The 18164-nt window shown below is 37.3% G+C and carries 15 protein-coding genes; 11 read left to right on the forward strand and 4 right to left on the reverse strand.

Annotation, left to right across the window (positions count from 1 at the left end):
* The first annotated feature begins 142 nt into the window (after positions 1-142).
* Entirely contained in the window at positions 143-2134 is a 1992-nt protein-coding gene (locus IQ244_RS20275) for a response regulator (RefSeq protein WP_193897408.1), read from the forward strand.
* Between the two features lie 62 nt (positions 2135-2196).
* On the opposite strand, the gene IQ244_RS20280 is transcribed toward IQ244_RS20275, so the two are convergent.
* Entirely contained in the window at positions 2197-3669 is a 1473-nt protein-coding gene (locus IQ244_RS20280) for a pentapeptide repeat-containing protein (RefSeq protein WP_193897410.1), read from the reverse strand.
* A 282-nt stretch (positions 3670-3951) separates the two neighbouring features.
* Positions 3952-4668 carry a pentapeptide repeat-containing protein gene (locus IQ244_RS20285; protein WP_193897412.1) on the reverse strand — a complete coding sequence of 239 codons (717 nt, stop codon included), beginning with the start codon at positions 4666-4668 and terminating at the stop codon, positions 3952-3954.
* A gap of 647 nt (positions 4669-5315) precedes the next feature.
* On the opposite strand from IQ244_RS20285, the gene IQ244_RS20290 reads away from it, so the two are divergent.
* The 10 genes from IQ244_RS20290 to IQ244_RS20335 all read left to right on the forward strand — a co-directional run bounded on the left by IQ244_RS20290 (position 5316) and on the right by IQ244_RS20335 (position 16225).
* Positions 5316-5870 carry a hypothetical protein gene (locus tag IQ244_RS20290; protein WP_193897414.1) on the forward strand — a complete coding sequence of 185 codons (555 nt, stop codon included), beginning with the start codon at positions 5316-5318 and terminating at the stop codon, positions 5868-5870.
* A gap of 205 nt (positions 5871-6075) precedes the next feature.
* Entirely contained in the window at positions 6076-6219 is a 144-nt protein-coding gene (locus IQ244_RS20295) for a microviridin/marinostatin family tricyclic proteinase inhibitor (protein WP_193897417.1), read from the forward strand.
* An 89-nt stretch (positions 6220-6308) separates the two neighbouring features.
* Positions 6309-6458: a microviridin/marinostatin family tricyclic proteinase inhibitor gene (locus IQ244_RS20300; protein ID WP_193897419.1), complete on the forward strand. Its 150-nt coding sequence runs from the start codon at positions 6309-6311 to the stop codon at positions 6456-6458.
* A 211-nt stretch (positions 6459-6669) separates the two neighbouring features.
* Complete coding sequence (locus tag IQ244_RS20305; RefSeq protein WP_193897421.1) at positions 6670-7659, forward strand: MvdC family ATP-grasp ribosomal peptide maturase; 990 nt, start codon at positions 6670-6672, stop codon at positions 7657-7659.
* Between the two features lie 38 nt (positions 7660-7697).
* Positions 7698-8672 (forward strand): MvdD family ATP-grasp ribosomal peptide maturase, encoded by a 975-nt coding sequence (locus tag IQ244_RS20310; RefSeq protein WP_193897423.1) that lies wholly within the window; start codon positions 7698-7700, stop codon positions 8670-8672.
* 369 nt (positions 8673-9041) lie between these two features.
* The gene (locus tag IQ244_RS20315; RefSeq protein WP_193897425.1) at positions 9042-11036 is read left to right on the forward strand and encodes a patatin-like phospholipase family protein; all 1995 of its coding nucleotides are present in this window, start codon (positions 9042-9044) and stop codon (positions 11034-11036) included.
* A gap of 90 nt (positions 11037-11126) precedes the next feature.
* On the forward strand, positions 11127-11531 hold the full coding sequence (locus tag IQ244_RS20320) for a hypothetical protein (protein WP_193897427.1): 405 nt from the start codon (positions 11127-11129) through the stop codon (positions 11529-11531).
* A gap of 121 nt (positions 11532-11652) precedes the next feature.
* Positions 11653-13665: an ABC transporter ATP-binding protein/permease gene (locus IQ244_RS20325; RefSeq protein WP_193897429.1), complete on the forward strand. Its 2013-nt coding sequence runs from the start codon at positions 11653-11655 to the stop codon at positions 13663-13665.
* Between the two features lie 252 nt (positions 13666-13917).
* A complete protein-coding gene (locus IQ244_RS20330; protein ID WP_193897431.1) occupies positions 13918-14457 on the forward strand; it encodes a GNAT family N-acetyltransferase in 540 nt (179 codons plus the stop codon).
* An 85-nt stretch (positions 14458-14542) separates the two neighbouring features.
* The gene (locus tag IQ244_RS20335; protein WP_193897433.1) at positions 14543-16225 is read left to right on the forward strand and encodes a GUN4 domain-containing protein; all 1683 of its coding nucleotides are present in this window, start codon (positions 14543-14545) and stop codon (positions 16223-16225) included.
* 118 nt (positions 16226-16343) lie between these two features.
* Here IQ244_RS20335 and IQ244_RS20340 read toward each other — a convergent pair whose 3' ends face one another.
* Positions 16344-17360 (reverse strand): tRNA-dihydrouridine synthase family protein, encoded by a 1017-nt coding sequence (locus IQ244_RS20340; RefSeq protein ID WP_193897435.1) that lies wholly within the window; start codon positions 17358-17360, stop codon positions 16344-16346.
* A 325-nt stretch (positions 17361-17685) separates the two neighbouring features.
* Positions 17686-17952 (reverse strand): hypothetical protein, encoded by a 267-nt coding sequence (locus IQ244_RS20345; protein WP_193897437.1) that lies wholly within the window; start codon positions 17950-17952, stop codon positions 17686-17688.
* Positions 17953-18164: the final 212 nt, after the last annotated feature.

Below are 18164 nucleotides of genomic sequence, written 5' to 3' on the forward strand. Positions count from 1 at the left end.
GACGATCATTTAATGTTGACTGCTGCTGGATTATGGAACTTCTACTTGATGGCAGCATAAAAATTACATCAAAAACCACAGGGATCAGAATTTCAACGCAACTCTCAGTTATTTCCCAACAACTCTAGTATTTTGAGGCTTTATGAAAAATAATTTTAGTAAATCGGGTGTCATTTTAATTGTTGATGACACTCCCATCAATTTAGAAATGCTGTTTGATTTTTTAGGTAAAGCCGGATTTACGGTATTAATTGCGGAAGATGGCGAAAGTGCGATCGCCATTGCAGAATATGGTAAACCAGACTTAATTTTGTTAGATATCCTCATGCCGGGAATTGATGGTTTTGAAACTTGTCGTCGTCTTAAAGACAGTGAATCAACTCAAGATATTCCAGTTATCTTTATGACAGCACTTTCAGAAACTGTCGATAAAGTCAAAGGCTTTGAACTGGGTGCAGTCGATTACCTCACCAAACCACTGCAACACCAAGAAGTATTAGCCAGAATTCAACTGCATCTTAAGTTGCGAACTCTCACCAAAACCCTGCAAGAGCAAAATTTACGTCTAGAAACCGAAATTGCTGAACGTTTACAAGTCGAAGAAAAAATCCGCGAACAAGCAGCTTTGTTAGATGTTACTAGCGATGCAATTATCGTTAAAGATTTTGATAATCAAATTTGTTTTTGGAACCAAGGCGCTGAACATTTATATGGCTGGAAAGCCGTAGAAGTAATGGGTGAGAATGTCAATCAGATTTTATATACACCAGAAACCTTATCTCAAATCCAAAATATTTACGCAAGTATAACTGAGTCTGGCTTTTGGCAAGGAGAATTAAAACAAGTTAACAAACAAGGACAAGATGTGATTGTGGCTAGTCGTTGGACTTTGATGTGCGATCGCCATAATCAACCAAAATCAATTTTGACTGTTAATACTGATATTACCGAAAAAAAACATTTAGAAAGTCAAATTCTCCGCGCTCAACGTCTAGAAAGCATCGGTACACTAGCTAGTGGTATCGCTCACGACCTGAACAATATTCTGACTCCAATTTTGACCGCTGCCCAACTACTACAACTCAAAATGCCCGACACTAACGAGCGCAATCAGCAGATGTTGAAAACCATCGAAACTAATTCTAAACGTGGAGCAGCTTTAGTCAAGCAAGTTTTGCAATTTGCGCGGGGAGTAGATGGTCAGCGTACCATTGTGCAAGTTAATCATCTGTTCTCCGAAATTCAGCAAATTGTCCAAGAGACTTTTCCTAAATCAATTGAATTAACCACAAATATTCAACCAGGACTTTGGGCTGTGATTGGCGATGCAACACACCTGCATCAACTGCTGATGAACTTAGTAGTTAACGCCCGTGATGCCATGCCCAGAGGTGGTAATATCAAAATCTCTGCCGAAAATCTTTTAATAGATGAACAGTATGCCCGAATGAATTTAGATGCGCGTGTCGGCGCTTACATTGTGGTGACGATTGCAGACACAGGCGTGGGGATGCGGTCAGAAATTATTGATAGAATCTTTGAGCCGTTTTTCACCACCAAAGAAATTGGGAAAGGTACAGGATTGGGTTTATCTACGGTTAGAGGCATTATCCAAAGTCATGGCGGTTTTGTAAATGTATTCAGTCAAGTCGGTAGAGGTACAGAATTTAAAATCTTCTTACCAGCGGTGGAAGTAGCAAATACCCTTCTAGGGGAAGACTTAGAATTGCTCAAAGGTAACGGAGAATTAATTTTAGTAGTTGATGACGAAAATGGAATTTTAGAAACTACCAAAATTTCTCTAGAGACTTATAACTATAGAGTATTAACTGCTAGTAATGGCATTGAAGCGATCGCTCTTTATGCTCAACACGAAGACGAAATTAACCTAGTGTTGATGGACATGATGATGCCCTCAATGGATGGTGCTACTGCTATTAGTACGATGCAAAAAATGAATTCTCAAGTCAAAGTTATTGCTGTTAGTGGTTTGACAGCCAGTAGTAAACTAACAAAAATGCCTGGAGTGAAACAATTTATTCCTAAGCCGTATACGACTAAGGATTTATTGCATACTTTACACAGCATTCTCGTGCAGGAATCTCGAAACCCAGAGAGTGTGGCTAAATCTTAAATAAGATAGCAGGGAACAGGTTAAAACGTATCCCGCCTAAAACTAAAGTTCCAGGTAGCTTCTTAACTCGATTGTCGCCAGTGTGTAGGGGCTTCCAGATCATCAGGTAGACGGGTTGTGCGATCGCCTACTGCCATGCCAATCTGTTGTGAGTCTAAATTTTTCACCCCTGTGAGAATTGCGCCTTCTAGTTTGACATCACACAGGTTTGTGCCAAATAAATTCGCGCCAATGAGGTTAGCCTGAGACAAATTGGCTTCATACAAAACTGCCCGATTCAAATTGGCTCCCATTAAGTTAGCTTGATATAAATCGGCTTCAGTCAAACTCGCTTCGGTGAGGTTGGCAAAGAAAACTTCTGTTTGTTGGAGTTTGGCAGCATTTAAATTTGCTCCAGACAGGTTAGCGCCATTTAAGTTGGCTCCTTGTAGGTTAGCGCCAATTAGTCCAGCTAGATGCAAATTAGCTTTACCTAACTTTGCTCCTTGTAAGTTAGCCAAAAACAGTTTTGCACCGGAGAGGTTCGCAACTTTTAATATTGCTTGTTGTAAGTTGGCTTTATAAAGGTTTGCTCCTTGTAAGTTAGCTGTACGCAGACTTGCACTTTGCAGATTAGCTGCACGCAAGTTAGCTCCTTGCAAATTGGCTCGATTCAGGTTTGCCCCTTGTAAGTTAGCTTCCCGTAAATTTGCTTTTTGTAAATTGGTTTCGTAGAGAATTGAGCGCGTGAGTTTTGCACTGTGGAGGTTGACTCCAGAGAGGTTAGAACCGCGCAAGTCTGCTCCTGAAAGGTCTGCACCGCGTAAATCTGCCCTTTCTAAATTGGCTCCGAGTAAGTCTGCTCGCCGAATATCTATGTTACGTAAATCTAATTTTTGGCTTTCTAACTCTAATAGTGAATTACGTCTACCAATAATTGTCAGTGCAGCTTGCACATCCCGGCGGATTTTGGGTGCTTCTTCATTGTTCTGCCGTTCTCCCTGCTTTGTTGTCAGCACCCGGCTTTTTGGTTTACCCCAATATATTGGCTGTGTATCTTCTGCTTTGAAGAGTTCGGCTTCTGTGGGAATACCTGTATTTTCCCGGACAAAAGCTGCGAGGATTTCCATAATTGTCCAGTGTTCTTTGGGAAAATCCTGGGCGATGCGTTCTAAAACATAAATTGCCCCAATCCGCGTTTCGATTCTTTCATGACCTAGCTGCGTAATAGCAGCCATAAATCTATCTGCAATCAATCTATCTTGGGAGATTTGAGCATTTTGCATACTCAGTTCAACGTTCTTTTCCGAGGCGATCGCATTTTTCTGCATTGCCTCTGTCCGCTTGCCGGCATAATAAGCATTAATCATGACCGCTAATCCCAAGAACATGATGGCAGTCGTTGTTAATGCTTGGGTTCTATATTGTATTTGCTGCGGAATTGATAATTCCTTTTTATTGGATGCCACAAAAACAATTATATTCAGTGCGATCGCGAATATAACTGTCGTACCTATCAACCAACGCAACATTTTGTCTGTCTTATTTGCAGACATAGGAATAATATTCCTCACAATACAGAATTATTACTTAGATATTGGGATTGAGTATAACATTTCGCTAAAATTTTGAATATATAGTTGCGGATTTTTATTAATGTTACTTTCCTTCTTCAAGTTGTCTTTGTAATGATATTTTGACAACCAGTAGGCAATATTTAATATTTTCTTAAATTTTAGTAGTTTTTCACCCTGATCAGTAGCTGCACCAAGACTTGCATTCCGCTAAATTAACAGTAATATCCAGAAAACATTTCTCTATTCAGTATTTATCCTCTCTTATCCGGAAAATTTTGCTTCTCGGAGATTAGCTCCATCAAGGATGGCATCTTGAAGATTAGTTTGAGATAAATTAGCTAGATAAAAGTTCGCCTTGAACAAATTTGCTTTTGCAAGGTTTGCTTGAGACAAATTAGCCGCACTGATAATTGCTTCAGCAAGGTTCGCACCAACAAGGTTAGCCTCAGATAAGTTAGCTGCACTCAAAATTGCACCACGGAGGTTGGCACCAGCGAGATTGACACCTGATAAATTAACTTGGTAGAGGTTAGCACCAGCGAGGTTTGCACCACTGAGATTTGCGCCTCTTAAGTCTGTATAGCTTAAATCAATTTGTGCCGATTCTAAAGGTTTTTGAATGTCTCTTCTCGTAATCACGTTCAAAGATGCCTGAATATCTGGATGAATCTCTTTGTTTTCCTTGTGAGGAGAGTTTTGTCGCACAAAAGCAGTGAGAATTTCTATTATTTCCCAGTTATGTTGGCAATGAGCAAGCGCTAATCTTTCTAATTCTAGAATTCCCTGTAATCTGGTATCTATAGTTTGATGATGTAGACTTTCTACTGCTATTTTTAAACGTTTTTTTATATTTGATTGAGAGATCAGATGCTGTTTATCTTGACCGCAAACTATCCCTAGGATGATATCAATAAATAAATTTTTATTAATTGAATAGTTTTTTTCCGGCTGACCAATATTGCTTATGTGTATAATCATTTTAAATATTTCCAGAAGATATTGTTGTTTTTTATTGTCTGAAAATTATAAAGATTTCGTCATTCGTAAATATAATGATTATTTCAAGCTAATAGTGAGAAAATATCACTATGTCTAGAGACAGAAATTAAAGTCCCGACTTGAAAGTTTTTAAAATTTATCAGGAAATATACTTTGTATCGTGTTTTCTGGCTTAGTAGGGGACAAATTTATCTGTGTCGAGGTGTATTCATTTACATAGACTGCTGACAAGGTTTTACGCGTCTACATTGGTGGTTAATTATTTTTTCATACCTCACGACACAAGAAACGATGCGCCTACATACCCTACAGTTTATTGTGTAATATATAACTAATTACCTACTAGGATTGCATCTTGTACTAGTGGCTTTACTCGAATGAAAGTCAGGTGGAAAATCTTGAAAGTTAGCTTCATATATGCTTTTAGGTTGTGGACATTGGCCATCTTCCGATTGTTGAGAATGATGGAAAATATCAGTAAGAGGAAAAGTATCCTTTATGAAGTTTGTCATGAATTGCGATCGCTGATGTCTGCACTATTTATCATCAGCCCTAGGGTTGAATGAACAAGTCTGCGTTATCGGATTGCTCTAAGATGTATTTAATTTAGATGGAATAGTTGGTTTATGCTAAAGCGCAGTTTTCTTTTAGGGATACTGATATCTCTTTTGACATTTGTCAGCATCAGTCATATACCAACTGCTGCACTATCAAGTAATTCTTTTCCACAAACTTGGCAAGGTACATGGAATGGTATCATGTGCGATCGCTCTGTACAAGGAAAGTCTCAAACTGTCCCAATGGCACTCCAAATTCAACCAATCTCGCAAAATCCCATACGCTACACTTGGCAAATAACTTACGGTACAGGCGCAAAAAAGCTGGTACGTAATTATGAGTTAGTTGCTAAAAATCAGGGTGCTGGCCATTTTGTGATTGATGAGAAAGATGGAACTTTAATTGATGCTTGGTGGTTGGGAGAAAAGCTCTACAGTCAATTTAGAGTTAACAATCGGCTAATCAGTACACAATATCAACTACAAGATAATCGGCTCAACTATGAACTTGTGGTATATCAGTCTCTCACACCCCAAGCGCCTAATTCTCCGCAACCAGATGTTTTTGCAAGCTACCAACTTCAATCTACTCAGTCTGCTAGACTATCGCCTGTTAAAAAATAATTGACTATTGACAGCCTAAACGAAAAAAATATGACACTTATGTAATGCTAAATATTACTAATCATTAACTATTTTTACTTAAATGTCTTAACTGTCTTAAGTACCTAAAGATATTTAATTCTTAAATGTCTTAACTGTCCTTGCCTACATATTCAATTGCTGGTATATCTTGAATGGAAAAATAATTTTCTTCAGGAAAAACACCATGTCTACAAACACCGTTAAAACAGTGGATGTTGGAGTGGTACCATTCTTTGCACGTTTCTTGGAAGAACAAGCAGCAGAAGGAACTGAAACTCCTTCTTTTCCTTGGACTTTCAAGTTTCCTTCAGATGCAGAAGACACTTAATTTTAATCTTCTAATTCTGAAGTAAAAGAATTAGCCGTAATTAAATAACTGCTAATCCTGAATAACAACCAACATCAAGGAATAATACCATGTCTACAAACACAACCAAAACTAAAAAAGTAGAAGCAGTACCTTTCTTTGCTCGTTTTTTAGAAGAGCAAGTAACTGAACAGTCTAATACTGCTCCTTTCCCAACTACCTTAAAGTATCCTTCCGATTGGGAAGATGGCGGCTACTAATTAGCTTCATCTGAAATTAAGAGAGTAGCAGTTATCAAATAACTAAAAGCTACTATCGAAAAGGCGATCGCTTCCATATTATCTTATCCATAACATGGAAGCGATCGCCTTTATCTCATCACTAACTTTTTCAATAAGTGGGGAATGGAAAAAGCAATTTTACTAGTATTGCTTAATATCTACCTTCTAAAATTTTAAAGGAAAATATTTTATGCACTTGTCTCGTGATGTTGTTTTATTAATTACCCACAGTGGTGATTTCTTCACCATAGATAAAGTAGCAGAAGCCTTGTCAAAAAAAGGAGCGCAACCATTCCGTCTAGATACTGATGAGTTTCCTTTAGAAGTACAATTAACAGCACATTTTGGTAAATCTCAAAGCTACCACACCATAGAATATAACAACCATTTTATTAGCACAGAGCAGGTACAATCTGTGTGGATGCGCCGTATTTGGGAACCACAATTCACTCAAGAATTAGCACCTAAGTTCCGAGAAGCTTGCATTAAAGAATCAAAAGCCACTTTAGATGGTTTTTGGGACAGTCTTAAAGAAGCTACTTGGGTAGATAATTTAGAACGGATAGATTATGCAAGTAACAAGCTGCGTCAATTGCGGATTGCCTCGGAAGTAGGTTTTGTGATTCCCCAAACTCTTGTCACTAACAAAGCCGAAGCAGCACGAGAGTTTTTTGAGCAAGTCAACGGCAAAATGGTGAGCAAGCTTTTGACTACTCTTTCCTACAGTATGCAGGCTAACTCATCATTCTTTCTCTACACCAGTACCGTTAAAGCAGAAGACTTGCAAGATGCTGAGTCACTGCGCTATTGCCCTATGGTTTTTCAAGAGCAAATCCCCAAGCAGCAAGAATTACGGGTGGTATATGTGAATGGCAATGTCTTTGTCGGGGCGCTGAATGCAGATGTGTATGCAGCCGCCAAAGCTGATTGGCGTAAACCTGGTGTGGAAGTTGGCGCATGGCAACACCACCAACTTTCTGAAGAATTAGTGCGTCGTTTGCAAACCTTTATGGGGCGATTTGGTTTGTTGTTTGGAGCATTTGATTTTATTCTCACACCATCTGGCGAATACGTCTTTTTGGAAGTTAACCCCATAGGAGAGTGGGGAATGTTGGAGAAAGATTTAGACTTGCCCATTGCCAATGCGATCGCCGATTCACTGTTACAAACCGACAAATAATATAGAAAGATTTTATCCTTATATACTTCAGACTTTTTATGACAGTATTAATAATTACATTTAGTCAAGATAATGAAAGCATCCCTTTAGTTATCAAAGAAATTGAAGCTAGAGGTGAAAAAGCATTTCGGTTTGATACAGATAGATTTCCCACCGAAGTCAAGTTAGATATTTACTCTGGCGACACTGAGCAAATAATTATTACAGATGGCGAACAAAAGCTCGACTTAAATGAAGTATCTTCAGTTTGGTATCGGCGGATGCGCTATGGGCAGAAAATCCCCAATTCAATGGACAAGCAATACAGAGATGCCTCAATTCAGGAATGTCGCGTTACTGTGAGGGGGATGATTGCCAGTCTTGGGGGATTTCACCTTGATAAAATGTCAAATGTAGATCGGGCTAATAATAAACAACTACAATTACAAGTCGCACAGCAAATAGGGCTATTAACTCCCCGTACCCTGACAACAAATAATCCCGCAGCCGTCAAGCAATTTGCTCAAGAGTGTGAACAAGGTATCGTCACCAAAATGCTTTCTTCCTTTGCTATTTATGATGATCAAGGGCGAGAAAACGTTGTGTTTACTACTCCAGTGACAGCAGATGATCTAGAGAATATGGCAGGCCTTTGTTATTGTCCGATGACGTTTCAAGAAAACGTCCCGAAGGCACTGGAATTACGCACAACTATTGTGGGACATCAAGTATTTACTGCCGCAGTTAATTCTCAAAGTTTAGCTGGATCTACTTTCGATTGGCGAAAAGAAGGCAAAGCCTTAGTTAATAATTGGCAACCCTACAAACTGCCCGAAGATATTGAGAAAAAGCTACTCAACCTTCTGGCTCATTTTGGTTTAAACTATGGTGCAATTGATATTATAGTTACCCCCGATGGTCGGCACATATTCCTCGAAGTTAACCCAGTTGGGGAATTTTTCTGGATGGAAATATATTCACCACATTATCCTATCTCTCAGGCGATCGCTGAAATTTTACTTACACAAAAATAGAGGTAAGAGATAACTAATTTTGGATTTAGGGTTTTCAGTAGAAATTTTAGCTTAAATCCCAAATCCAAAATTTCCTATTTAATAGATAAGCAAATTTTGCCAAGGCGAACATCAGCAACATTAATATTTCTGTCTTCTGATATATATTTCAATATTTATTGATAGTTCTCTATCTCCGTCATTTTTCCTGAAAATAATAGAGATATCTGTCAAGATATTACTAATTAATATATTATTATTTTGATTGACATTTTCTCCTAAAAACGACTTACATTATAACTCATAAAATACACCATACTAATATATAAAAATAGTTGCAAGCAGATTTTATTATAATTATGAATTAATTTATTTGGAGATGAAAATTTTGTGAATAAGATAGTACATACACAAGCAGTTTTGACATTTGATGGGCTAGATGATTATGTTGATTTTGGCAGAAATGATCTTGGTGGAGTTTTTGCTCAAGGAAGTTCAGTCTTTACAGTTTCAGGATGGATAAATCCCCATCAACTCACCAACAAAGCTACTAGCTACGGAACTCGTAATGTCTTTTTTGCTCGGTCTTCAGACCGATACAGCGATAATTTTGAATTTGGTATTAGTGAAGCAGGTAATTTAGATATTTACATTGATGAAACTGTTAGCAAGGGTATCAAAACCTTTGGTAAAGGAGAATTAACTATCGGAGAATGGCACTTCTTTGCAATTGTTTTTAATAGTGGTCAACTCACTGTATATCTTGATGAAAATGAATACACTGATTCTCTGAGAGGATCAGCCTTAAATAAATCCACAAGTCCTCTAACCCTAGGGGCAACCTTACACAAACGTGTATATTTCACAGGACAATTAGCTAACATTAGTGTTTGGAATTATCCCTGTAATTCCGAACAAATCCAGACTCACCGTTATGGGTTAATAGTGGGAGGTGAACCAGGATTAATGGCTTACTGGAAAATAGACGAAGGCGAAGGAACAACTATTAACAATCAAACGGGAACAGCCCCCCAAGGAAATTTGCGTGGGAATCCTATATGGGATTTAGCACAAATTCCCTTTGCATCTGAATCATCTCATCAAGATGAAATAGTAATTACTTCTCCAGAAGATATCCCCACACTTACAACGAATTTATTAGCAGCAACGGTATCTTTAGTTAGTCATGATGCAGACCAAACAAATAGCGAAGAATCTGATATTATCCCCACCCTAATAACTCTCCCGCTACAAGTTGAAGAAAATGTTCCCGCCGCAGAGGTATCAACATTCACTCCCAAACAATCACAAGTAACTATGGAAACAACAGCCAAAACTAAATATAAAATACTTTCGATTGATGGAGGCGGTATTCGGGGGATTATCCCAGCACTTGTGTTAGCCGAAATTGAAAGGCGAACACAAAAACCTATACACAGTTTATTCAATTTAATTTCCGGTACTTCTAGCGGGGGAATTTTAGCATTAGGGCTAACTCAACCCCGATTAAATACAGAACTATCTGAAAACTTATCAGTCTCTGAATACACCGCTGAGGATCTCCTGCAACTATTTATTGAATATGGTGTAGAAATATTTTATGAGCCATTGTTTGAACGCCTCCTTGGCCCATTAGAAGATATATTTCTCCAACCAAAATATTCTTCCGCAAGCAGGGAAGAAATCTTAAGAAAATATTTTGGTAACATTCCTCTAGAAAATAATCTCAAAGAAGTTTTTGTAACTAGCTACGACATCGAGCAGCGAATTCCTATATTTTTTACTAACAAACTGGAAAAACAACAAATAGAATCTAAAAGTTTTCGCAAGTTATGTGGAAATTTTTCGCTCACAGATGTAGCATTAGCAACTAGTGCTACTCCAACTTATTTTGCACCTCATCGCATTCCTACTTCCCATAATACTAGCGGCTTTTATAACTTAATAGATGGAGGAGTATTTGCTAATAATCCAGCCCATTTAGCTATTTTAGAAGCCCAAATTAGTCATAAAAAAACAGCAAGCAAAGTTCTCAATCCTGAAGATATCTTAGTAGTTTCTTTAGGTACAGGTTCACTAACCAGTGTCTACCCCTATAATGAAGTTAAAAATTGGGGACTCTTGCAATGGGGAAGACCACTTTTAAATATTGTGTTTGATGGTGGTAGTGAAGTGGTATCTGGACAATTAGAACAGTTGTTTGAAGCTAATGATCAAGAAGCTAAAAGTTCTTATTATCGGTTTCAACCATTTCTAGATAAAGAACTAGAACAAATAGATAACATCAAACTACAAAACACTCGTCAACTACAAGCTATAGCCCATCAAATGATTGCTCAAAACAGTCGACAAATCGATGAATTGTGTAGTTTGTTGTTGGGCTAAATTCTCATTAATAATTTCTTTAAAAAGAAATTATTAATGACTTTCTTACTCATGTTTTCACCTAAAATACAAGGAATGTAGGTAAATAAAATGGATGAAATTACCAAAAAAATTGCTGGTTTAGGTCTTTCGGGTATCCTCTTTGTACTAGCGACTGCTGCTTCAGGTGGTAGTATGACCGCAGTTTTAACTTTACTCTCATCTTTGGGAGGCCCTTTAGGCTTATTAGGTGGTTTAGGTTTGCTTGGTCTAGTCGGTTCTGTAGGGGAAGTAATTGCTGGATATGGAATTGAAAGCGTTCTCAAGTTGATTTATACAGAACGTAGCAAAACCGAATCTGTCAGATTTTTGCTCAAAGAAATTAACGATTTACCAATTTCAGATGAGCTAAAAATCAAACTCAAAGAGCATCTTAGCTCAATAGTTGTGACTGATACTTCAGAGGGTCAGGCTCCCAAAACCATCGAAATTGTTGAAGAGGAACCATCAACGTAGTACATTGTACATTTGATGGGAATCTAGAAATATTCAATTTCTAAAATCAAAAATGGCCTCTGAGTTTGGTTTATCCCTCAAAGGCCATTTCCAAATGACTGGTATATTTCACTTTGAGAATATGCAAACTTCATCTGTACGTGAGCAACCCAATATTAATCCTTTTTCTAACTTTATTCAATTTTGGCAAGATATTAGAATAGTCGCTCAACCCTATTGGTATCCTACAGAAACAGAAGGAAGAGTATTTTCAGAAGTGATTCGTTCCTGGGGAATGCTCGTTCTTCTGATATCATTAATAGTCGGGATTGTGGGGATAAATGCTGCCAACACTTACTGGAATCGCTATGTAATTGATATCGTTATTGAAGAGAGAAGTCTTGATAAATATAATGGGACTTTGTGGGTATCTAGTTTAATTCTTGTAGGGATGGTTTTATGCGTAACTTTATTAAAGTATGTTACTAAAAAAGTAGCACTTAATTGGTATAAATGGCTCAATAATCATATTTTAGAAAAATATTTTAGAAATCAAGCTTATTATAAAATAAATTTTCAATCTACTATAGATAATCCAGATCAACGTTTATCTCAAGAAATAGAACCGATTACTACTACGGCCTTGAGATTGTCAACGACTTTCCTGGAAAAATTTTTAGAGATGGGCAGTTCGCTGATAATTCTATCGAGTATTTCTTTACCAATTGCGATTTATTTAGTTATTTATACAATTGCCGGTAACTTAATAGCGATTTTTTTAAATCAACAACTGACAAAAATTAATCAAGAAGAGATTCAGTTTAAAGCAGATTTTGCTTATTGCCTAACTCATGTTCGTAATCATGCGGAATCGATTGCTTTTTTCCAGGGAGAAGCAGAAGAATTAAATATCATTCAGCGCCGATTTAATCATGTGCTACAAACTGCTGAACGTCGGCTGAATTGGGAAAGAGGACAAGATGCCTTTGGGAGAGGATATCAGTCAGCGATTGGGGTATTTTCGATGTTCATCCTCACACCTTTATTTTTGCAAGATCAAATTGATTATGGAGAAATTAACCAAGTTAGTGTAGCTTGTTTCATGTTTTCTAATTCTCTGGGAGCATTAATAACTGAATTTGGTGTATCTGGGAGGTTTTCTAGTTATGTAAAACGTTTAGCTGAGTTTTCTGATGCGTTAGAAGCTGTGATCAAACAACCAGAGAACGTCAGTATTATTAAAACAATCGAAGAAAATCGGTTGGCTTTTGAAGATGTGACGTTACAAATACCGAATTGTAAACAGTTAATCGTTAAAGATTTATCACTTGAAGTTCAACCAGGAGAAGGGTTATTGATTGTTGGCCCTAGTGGTAGAGGAAAGAGTTCTTTGTTGAGGGCGATCGCTGGTTTATGGAATACAGGAAATGGTCGTCTAGTACGTCCTCCACTAAAAGAGGTTTTATTCTTACCCCAACATCCTTACATCATATTGGGGACTTTGCGCCAACAGTTACTATATCCGCATACAGACCGGAAAATAAGCGATCGCGAACTTGAAGCAGTTTTACAACAAGTGCATCTCCAACACTTGCTAACACGCGTCAATGGCTTTGATACAGAAGTTCCGTGGGAAAATATATTGTCTTTAGGGGAACAACAACGCCTAGCTTTTGCACGACTATTAATTACACATCCAAGTTTCACCATCTTAGATGAAGCGACAAGTGCTTTAGATTTGAACAACGAAGGTAATCTATATCAGCAATTACAACAAACGAAAACAACTTTTATCAGTGTTGGACATAGAGAAAGTTTGTTTAATTATCATCAATGGGTATTGGAACTTTCACAAGAATCTAGTTGGCGACTAATTTCGATAGATGATTATCGTCAGGAAAAACAACTGGCGCTCAAACCCCGTTTAAAAGAGCAAATCATAATCGATATCGCTCCTAAACATGAACTTCAAATCAAACCAGCAGCAACAGCAACAATTGTCGGACTGTCTCATCCGGAACTGAAAACATTAACCGACTATTCTTTGGCTACTATCAGAAGCAAAGCCAGCAAAGGAAAGCCAATTAAGGCAAATGATGGGGCGATGTATCACTATAACAAAGACCCGAAGGTGTTGAAATGGATTAGAGATTAAAACAGATGATACTTTTTAAGTTGTAATTCTTGAAAAAATGAATTTTATGCCGTACAAAAATGAATCATAAATGGCAATACGGTTCAGATAAGAAAACTAAATCACAACAAAACTAACAAATAATTACTCAACAAAAAACGCAAGAATTATTTTGGAGGGGGTTTGGGGGATTCTTCCCCAAATCTTGCTCATTGTCTGATAGGTAAGCACAAATTGAGAAATCATCATTGTCATAAATCGGGAGAAAATAGAATGAAAAAGCTTGTTACCCAAAGATTAAATTTAATACCTTTTAACCGGGAATTAGTCAACGTAGCCATCAAAGGAAATGCTGAATTAGCATCATTTCTCAACGTCAAAGTCTTACCCAACTGGTATTGGCATGATGACGAGTTTATTAATAATTTTCCGATGATTGCAGATATTTTATCCAAATATCCATTCCAAAATGAATGGGGCTGGGGAAGTGTCATTATTCATCAAGCAGAAAACGCCCTCATTGGCCACGTTATGGTGAAAGTGATTCCCGATAGCACAGGTTCACCTAGCGGTTCCCTAGAAATTGGCTATTACGTAGCTTCATCTTATCGCCAACAGGGGTATGCTTCTGAAGCGACAAAAGCTGTGATAGATTGGGCTTTATCTCAACCTAGTGTGCAAAGTGTGACGGCGGGTTGCGATCGCGATAATATAGCTTCCCAGCGGGTGCTAGAAAAAGTTGGTATGCAGCTGATCGAATCCCGCAAAAATACGCTGGTATGGAAATTATGCAAAACAGCTACCGTACATTAATTCTGTTGGGACTTTATACAACGATAAAAATCTCCTGGTGTCGAAATGCGTAAAAGTTTAGCAGCTACTTATTTTAGAATCTGTGATGCTAGATAGAAAGCAAAAACAACTAATTACTTATGAATCTATTAAGATTTATGAAAAAAACTATAAATTTCCGATTCTAAAAAATCCTAAGTTAAAGAAGGTTCAAAAAAAAATTCAACAATGTCAAACCTTAATCAAAGAAGGGACTAAATCTCATGCTTACTTGTGGGGATTAATTAAACGCAAACAAGAAATTAGTCAAACAGAGATTTTAGCAGAAGTTAAATTATTAATTAGAGACTATACTCAACTTCTTGATTTTTTGGAAAATTATCGAGATAGTTATCAAGATTTTTTACTAAAATTTATCGATGACTGGAAAAATCTGTTTAACCAAAAATATAGCGAAATCAGAAAAATTAATGAAGAAAGAAATAAACTAGAAGTTAAAAATTATCATAATCCTCAAATCCGGGAAAAGTTACACTGGGAAAAGGAAGAAAATTTAAAATCAACTTTACTATTAAGTAATACCAATTTTTTAATTTTAGAAAAAGTCAAATTGCTCAGTCAAGGCATTAAAACTTTAGCAGAAGATACTAAAAATCAACAACAAGCTATTCAGCAAATAGCTAAAGATATAGAAATATATCAAGAAATTTATGAATATCAAATCAGAGCGACAAAAATTCGCCAAGAAATTGCCAAAATAGCAGAAACAGCTATTAACCTAGAAAGCTCTCTGCAAGATTATTTTAGTCCATTGCAGTCTTTAATCGATGAAGTAGTAAAAGTAGATGCAGGTTTTTACGCAACTGTAGGAGAAATTCAAAATTTAGCAAGTAGTACTTTAAATTCTGAAGTCAGTTTATTAACAATACAAGATAGTAATCCACTTTCTCTTAATATTCTCAATTTATTAGTTGCAAGTTATGAAAAACAAAATAGGCTGCAAGATGCTTTTTTTCAAGCACAATTATTAGATAATCAAGTTGATAATTTTGATATCAGTAAAGATGAAATAAGTGTAAATCAAGCTATTTGCTTAATCTCTAATTATATGTCTACTCAACTGGTGGCACAGAAAAAAGTGCTGGGGATAGTAGAGACAGATATAGTTAATACTAAAGCTCAAATTTCTCTGGAAAAAATAGAATTAGTAGAAGTAGCTAATAATAATATTGAGTTTACTCAAGAACTTAAAAGTACGACAATTATTGATTACAGTACACTGCAAAATCTTCTTGCACAGGCCAAATGGCAAGCAGCTGATCTAGAAACTGCTAAATTAATGCTGCAAGTTATGGGTAAGAGTGATTGGAATGAAGTTTATCGGGAAGATATTCTCAATTTTTCTTGTCAAGCTTTTCATACAATTGATCAACTTTGGCAACAATATAGTCATGGTTATTTTGGCTTGAGTATTCAGCAAAGTATTTGGGATGAAATAGGTGGACAAGTAGATTATGAAACAGAAAAAAAACTAGGCGATCGCCTGGGATGGCGAAAGTCAGGCAAATGGTTAGAATATGAACAACTAACTTTTAAATTATCTCCAAATACACCAATGGGACATCTACCAGTTAAATGGTTACACTACGACCAAGATACTGTTAGCATATCTGCAAATTTATCAGTAGAACCTATGTCTATGGGCGCTTGGCGGGTTGATTCTTGGCTAGTCTGGCAGATGCACTTATTTTTTACTCGTGTGAAAATTTGCCATACAACTTTGCAATAAGTTAATCACAAATTATTGAATCAAGAAATAATATGAATCTTTCGGATACTGAATATAGGATTTGCATACACAAAAACCGACAATCCCAAAATAGCAAAAGCGATCGCCTTTTGATAGATTACACGCCAAAAGGCGCTAGAGCTAAAGTCTGCGTAGTATCAGCCAGGAGAACGCGATCGCATAAAGTAAACAGTTCTACCTCAGTTTGTGTTTTTCGCATCAGCCGCAAAAAATGACCTTCAGCATCAACACTCAAGGCAATATAGTTGAGGAACATTTTGAGGTAGCCTACACGCGCTCTTTCTGGGATATTCGGTGCTTCTGGGGTTTGCCATAAACGCTGAATATAGTTGCGTACCTCGACTAAAGAAACGGGTGTAATCGGCTCACATCGCAAGGCTTGGCGAATTTGCTCAAAAATCCAAGGATTGCCAATAGCCCAACGTCCCACCATCACCCCAGCCGCGCCTGTTTGAGAAAGTACCGATAATGCTTGTGCAGCAGAGTAGATATTGCCATTAGCCAGCACTGGACAATTGACTTGTTTCACAGCTTCGGCAATCAAATCATATTTTACTGGCCCGTGATACTGATCTAGAACTGTGCGACCATGCAAACTCAGTAAATCAATCTTGTGGCGATTGATGAGATCGAGAATTTGGTAAAAGGTATCTGTATTTTTAAAGCCTAAGCGCATCTTGACTGTAAAAGGTCGATCATTAACAGCAGAACGCAGTTCTCCCAAAATCCGATCAACTTTTTCTGGAGAGAGGAGCAATCCACCCCCAACATTTTTGCGATAGATTCTTGGTGCGGGACAGCCCATATTCAAGTCAATTCCTGCGATATTATAACCGCAGAGTTCTTGTGCTGTTCTGACTAAATCGGGAATACTTTCACCAATCATTTGAGCAAAAACGGGGCGACCAGTGTCGTTTTCGGTAATTGCTGTCAGAATACTCTTATTCAACCGGGATGTCTCATTAACGCGGAAATATTCGGTGAAGAAGTAATCAGGACTACCGTAGTGAGCAATAACCTTCATGAACCAAAGATTTGTCACATCCTGCATAGGCGCAAGAGCCGTGAGGGGTAAATCCTTGTTGAGTGATTGTGGGAGCGATACCTGAGACATAGAGTGGAGAGTGTTCGACAACTATACATGGTAACTGTTGTTGAAGTCCCTTAATTAATCCAGTAGGAGCAGTGCGATCGCCAAGCACATTAACTGAAGGCTCACTATCGTGGCTTTAACCCTCATAAATGGGTAACAGTATTGAATTATAGTAGACAAATTTAGTTAACTTTTTGAAGCACCAATCTAAGCAAATAAATGGAAATCAATCGAACTATGTTCAGAAAGTTAAATAAGCTCGAAACTCTTACCAATAACAAATGACAGCCTTCTCCGATAGGAGAAGCTACGCGAACATTAGTTATCTTTAATTGCACCGACCTACTTATCTGGAATTAGAAAAAGACTTTAATATAATCCATTTCCGCTTTCTGGTTTTGCTTAGATATTGTTCAGCGTAACGAAAAGCTGCCGCCTTATCGTAAGTAGCTATATCGAGAGCTTGCAACAAAACTTCTAATGGAATTGCTACTTGCGTGAGTTTTTCTGCTAAAAACACTGACTCTTCTTCTGTTGCAGCCACAGCGATCTCTAAATCTTCAAACTCTATTTTCTGGGTTACTGGTATATTTAGCGTTGCAGAATCAGCCATAAATGCACCTTTAGAACTTGTATAGTGAATTTTTACTGAAACCCCCAATTTAATCAAACAGTGTTTATGCGGTACTTGTTAATCGCATACCTTATTAGCTCCGCACAATTACAGTTGCATATTTTTAAGTGTGATTTTTATCGTATTTTTATTTTTCTCACATCAGTAGGTTTAGCATTAGCATCTTTTACTTATTTACAATTCACACGTAA

Origin of the sequence: Nostoc sp. LEGE 06077, assembly GCF_015207705.1 — a bacterium.
GTDB lineage: Bacteria > Cyanobacteriota > Cyanobacteriia > Cyanobacteriales > Nostocaceae > Nostoc_B.

Excerpts from the sequence above, each read along its gene's own strand:
- IQ244_RS20275 (WP_193897408.1), top strand. The coding sequence starts at position 143 with ATGAAAAATAATTTTAGTAAATCGGGTGTCATTTTAATTGTTGATGAC.
- IQ244_RS20280 (WP_193897410.1), bottom strand. The coding sequence starts at position 3,669 with ATGTCTGCAAATAAGACAGACAAAATGTTGCGTTGGTTGATAGGTACG.
- IQ244_RS20285 (WP_193897412.1), bottom strand. The coding sequence starts at position 4,668 with ATGATTATACACATAAGCAATATTGGTCAGCCGGAAAAAAACTATTCA.
- IQ244_RS20290 (WP_193897414.1), top strand. The coding sequence starts at position 5,316 with ATGCTAAAGCGCAGTTTTCTTTTAGGGATACTGATATCTCTTTTGACA.
- IQ244_RS20295 (WP_193897417.1), top strand. The coding sequence starts at position 6,076 with ATGTCTACAAACACCGTTAAAACAGTGGATGTTGGAGTGGTACCATTC.
- IQ244_RS20300 (WP_193897419.1), top strand. The coding sequence starts at position 6,309 with ATGTCTACAAACACAACCAAAACTAAAAAAGTAGAAGCAGTACCTTTC.
- IQ244_RS20305 (WP_193897421.1), top strand. The coding sequence starts at position 6,670 with ATGCACTTGTCTCGTGATGTTGTTTTATTAATTACCCACAGTGGTGAT.
- IQ244_RS20310 (WP_193897423.1), top strand. The coding sequence starts at position 7,698 with ATGACAGTATTAATAATTACATTTAGTCAAGATAATGAAAGCATCCCT.
- IQ244_RS20320 (WP_193897427.1), top strand. The coding sequence starts at position 11,127 with ATGGATGAAATTACCAAAAAAATTGCTGGTTTAGGTCTTTCGGGTATC.
- IQ244_RS20325 (WP_193897429.1), top strand. The coding sequence starts at position 11,653 with ATGCAAACTTCATCTGTACGTGAGCAACCCAATATTAATCCTTTTTCT.
- IQ244_RS20330 (WP_193897431.1), top strand. The coding sequence starts at position 13,918 with ATGAAAAAGCTTGTTACCCAAAGATTAAATTTAATACCTTTTAACCGG.
- IQ244_RS20335 (WP_193897433.1), top strand. The coding sequence starts at position 14,543 with ATGCTAGATAGAAAGCAAAAACAACTAATTACTTATGAATCTATTAAG.
- IQ244_RS20340 (WP_193897435.1), bottom strand. The coding sequence starts at position 17,360 with ATGTCTCAGGTATCGCTCCCACAATCACTCAACAAGGATTTACCCCTC.
- IQ244_RS20345 (WP_193897437.1), bottom strand. The coding sequence starts at position 17,952 with ATGGCTGATTCTGCAACGCTAAATATACCAGTAACCCAGAAAATAGAG.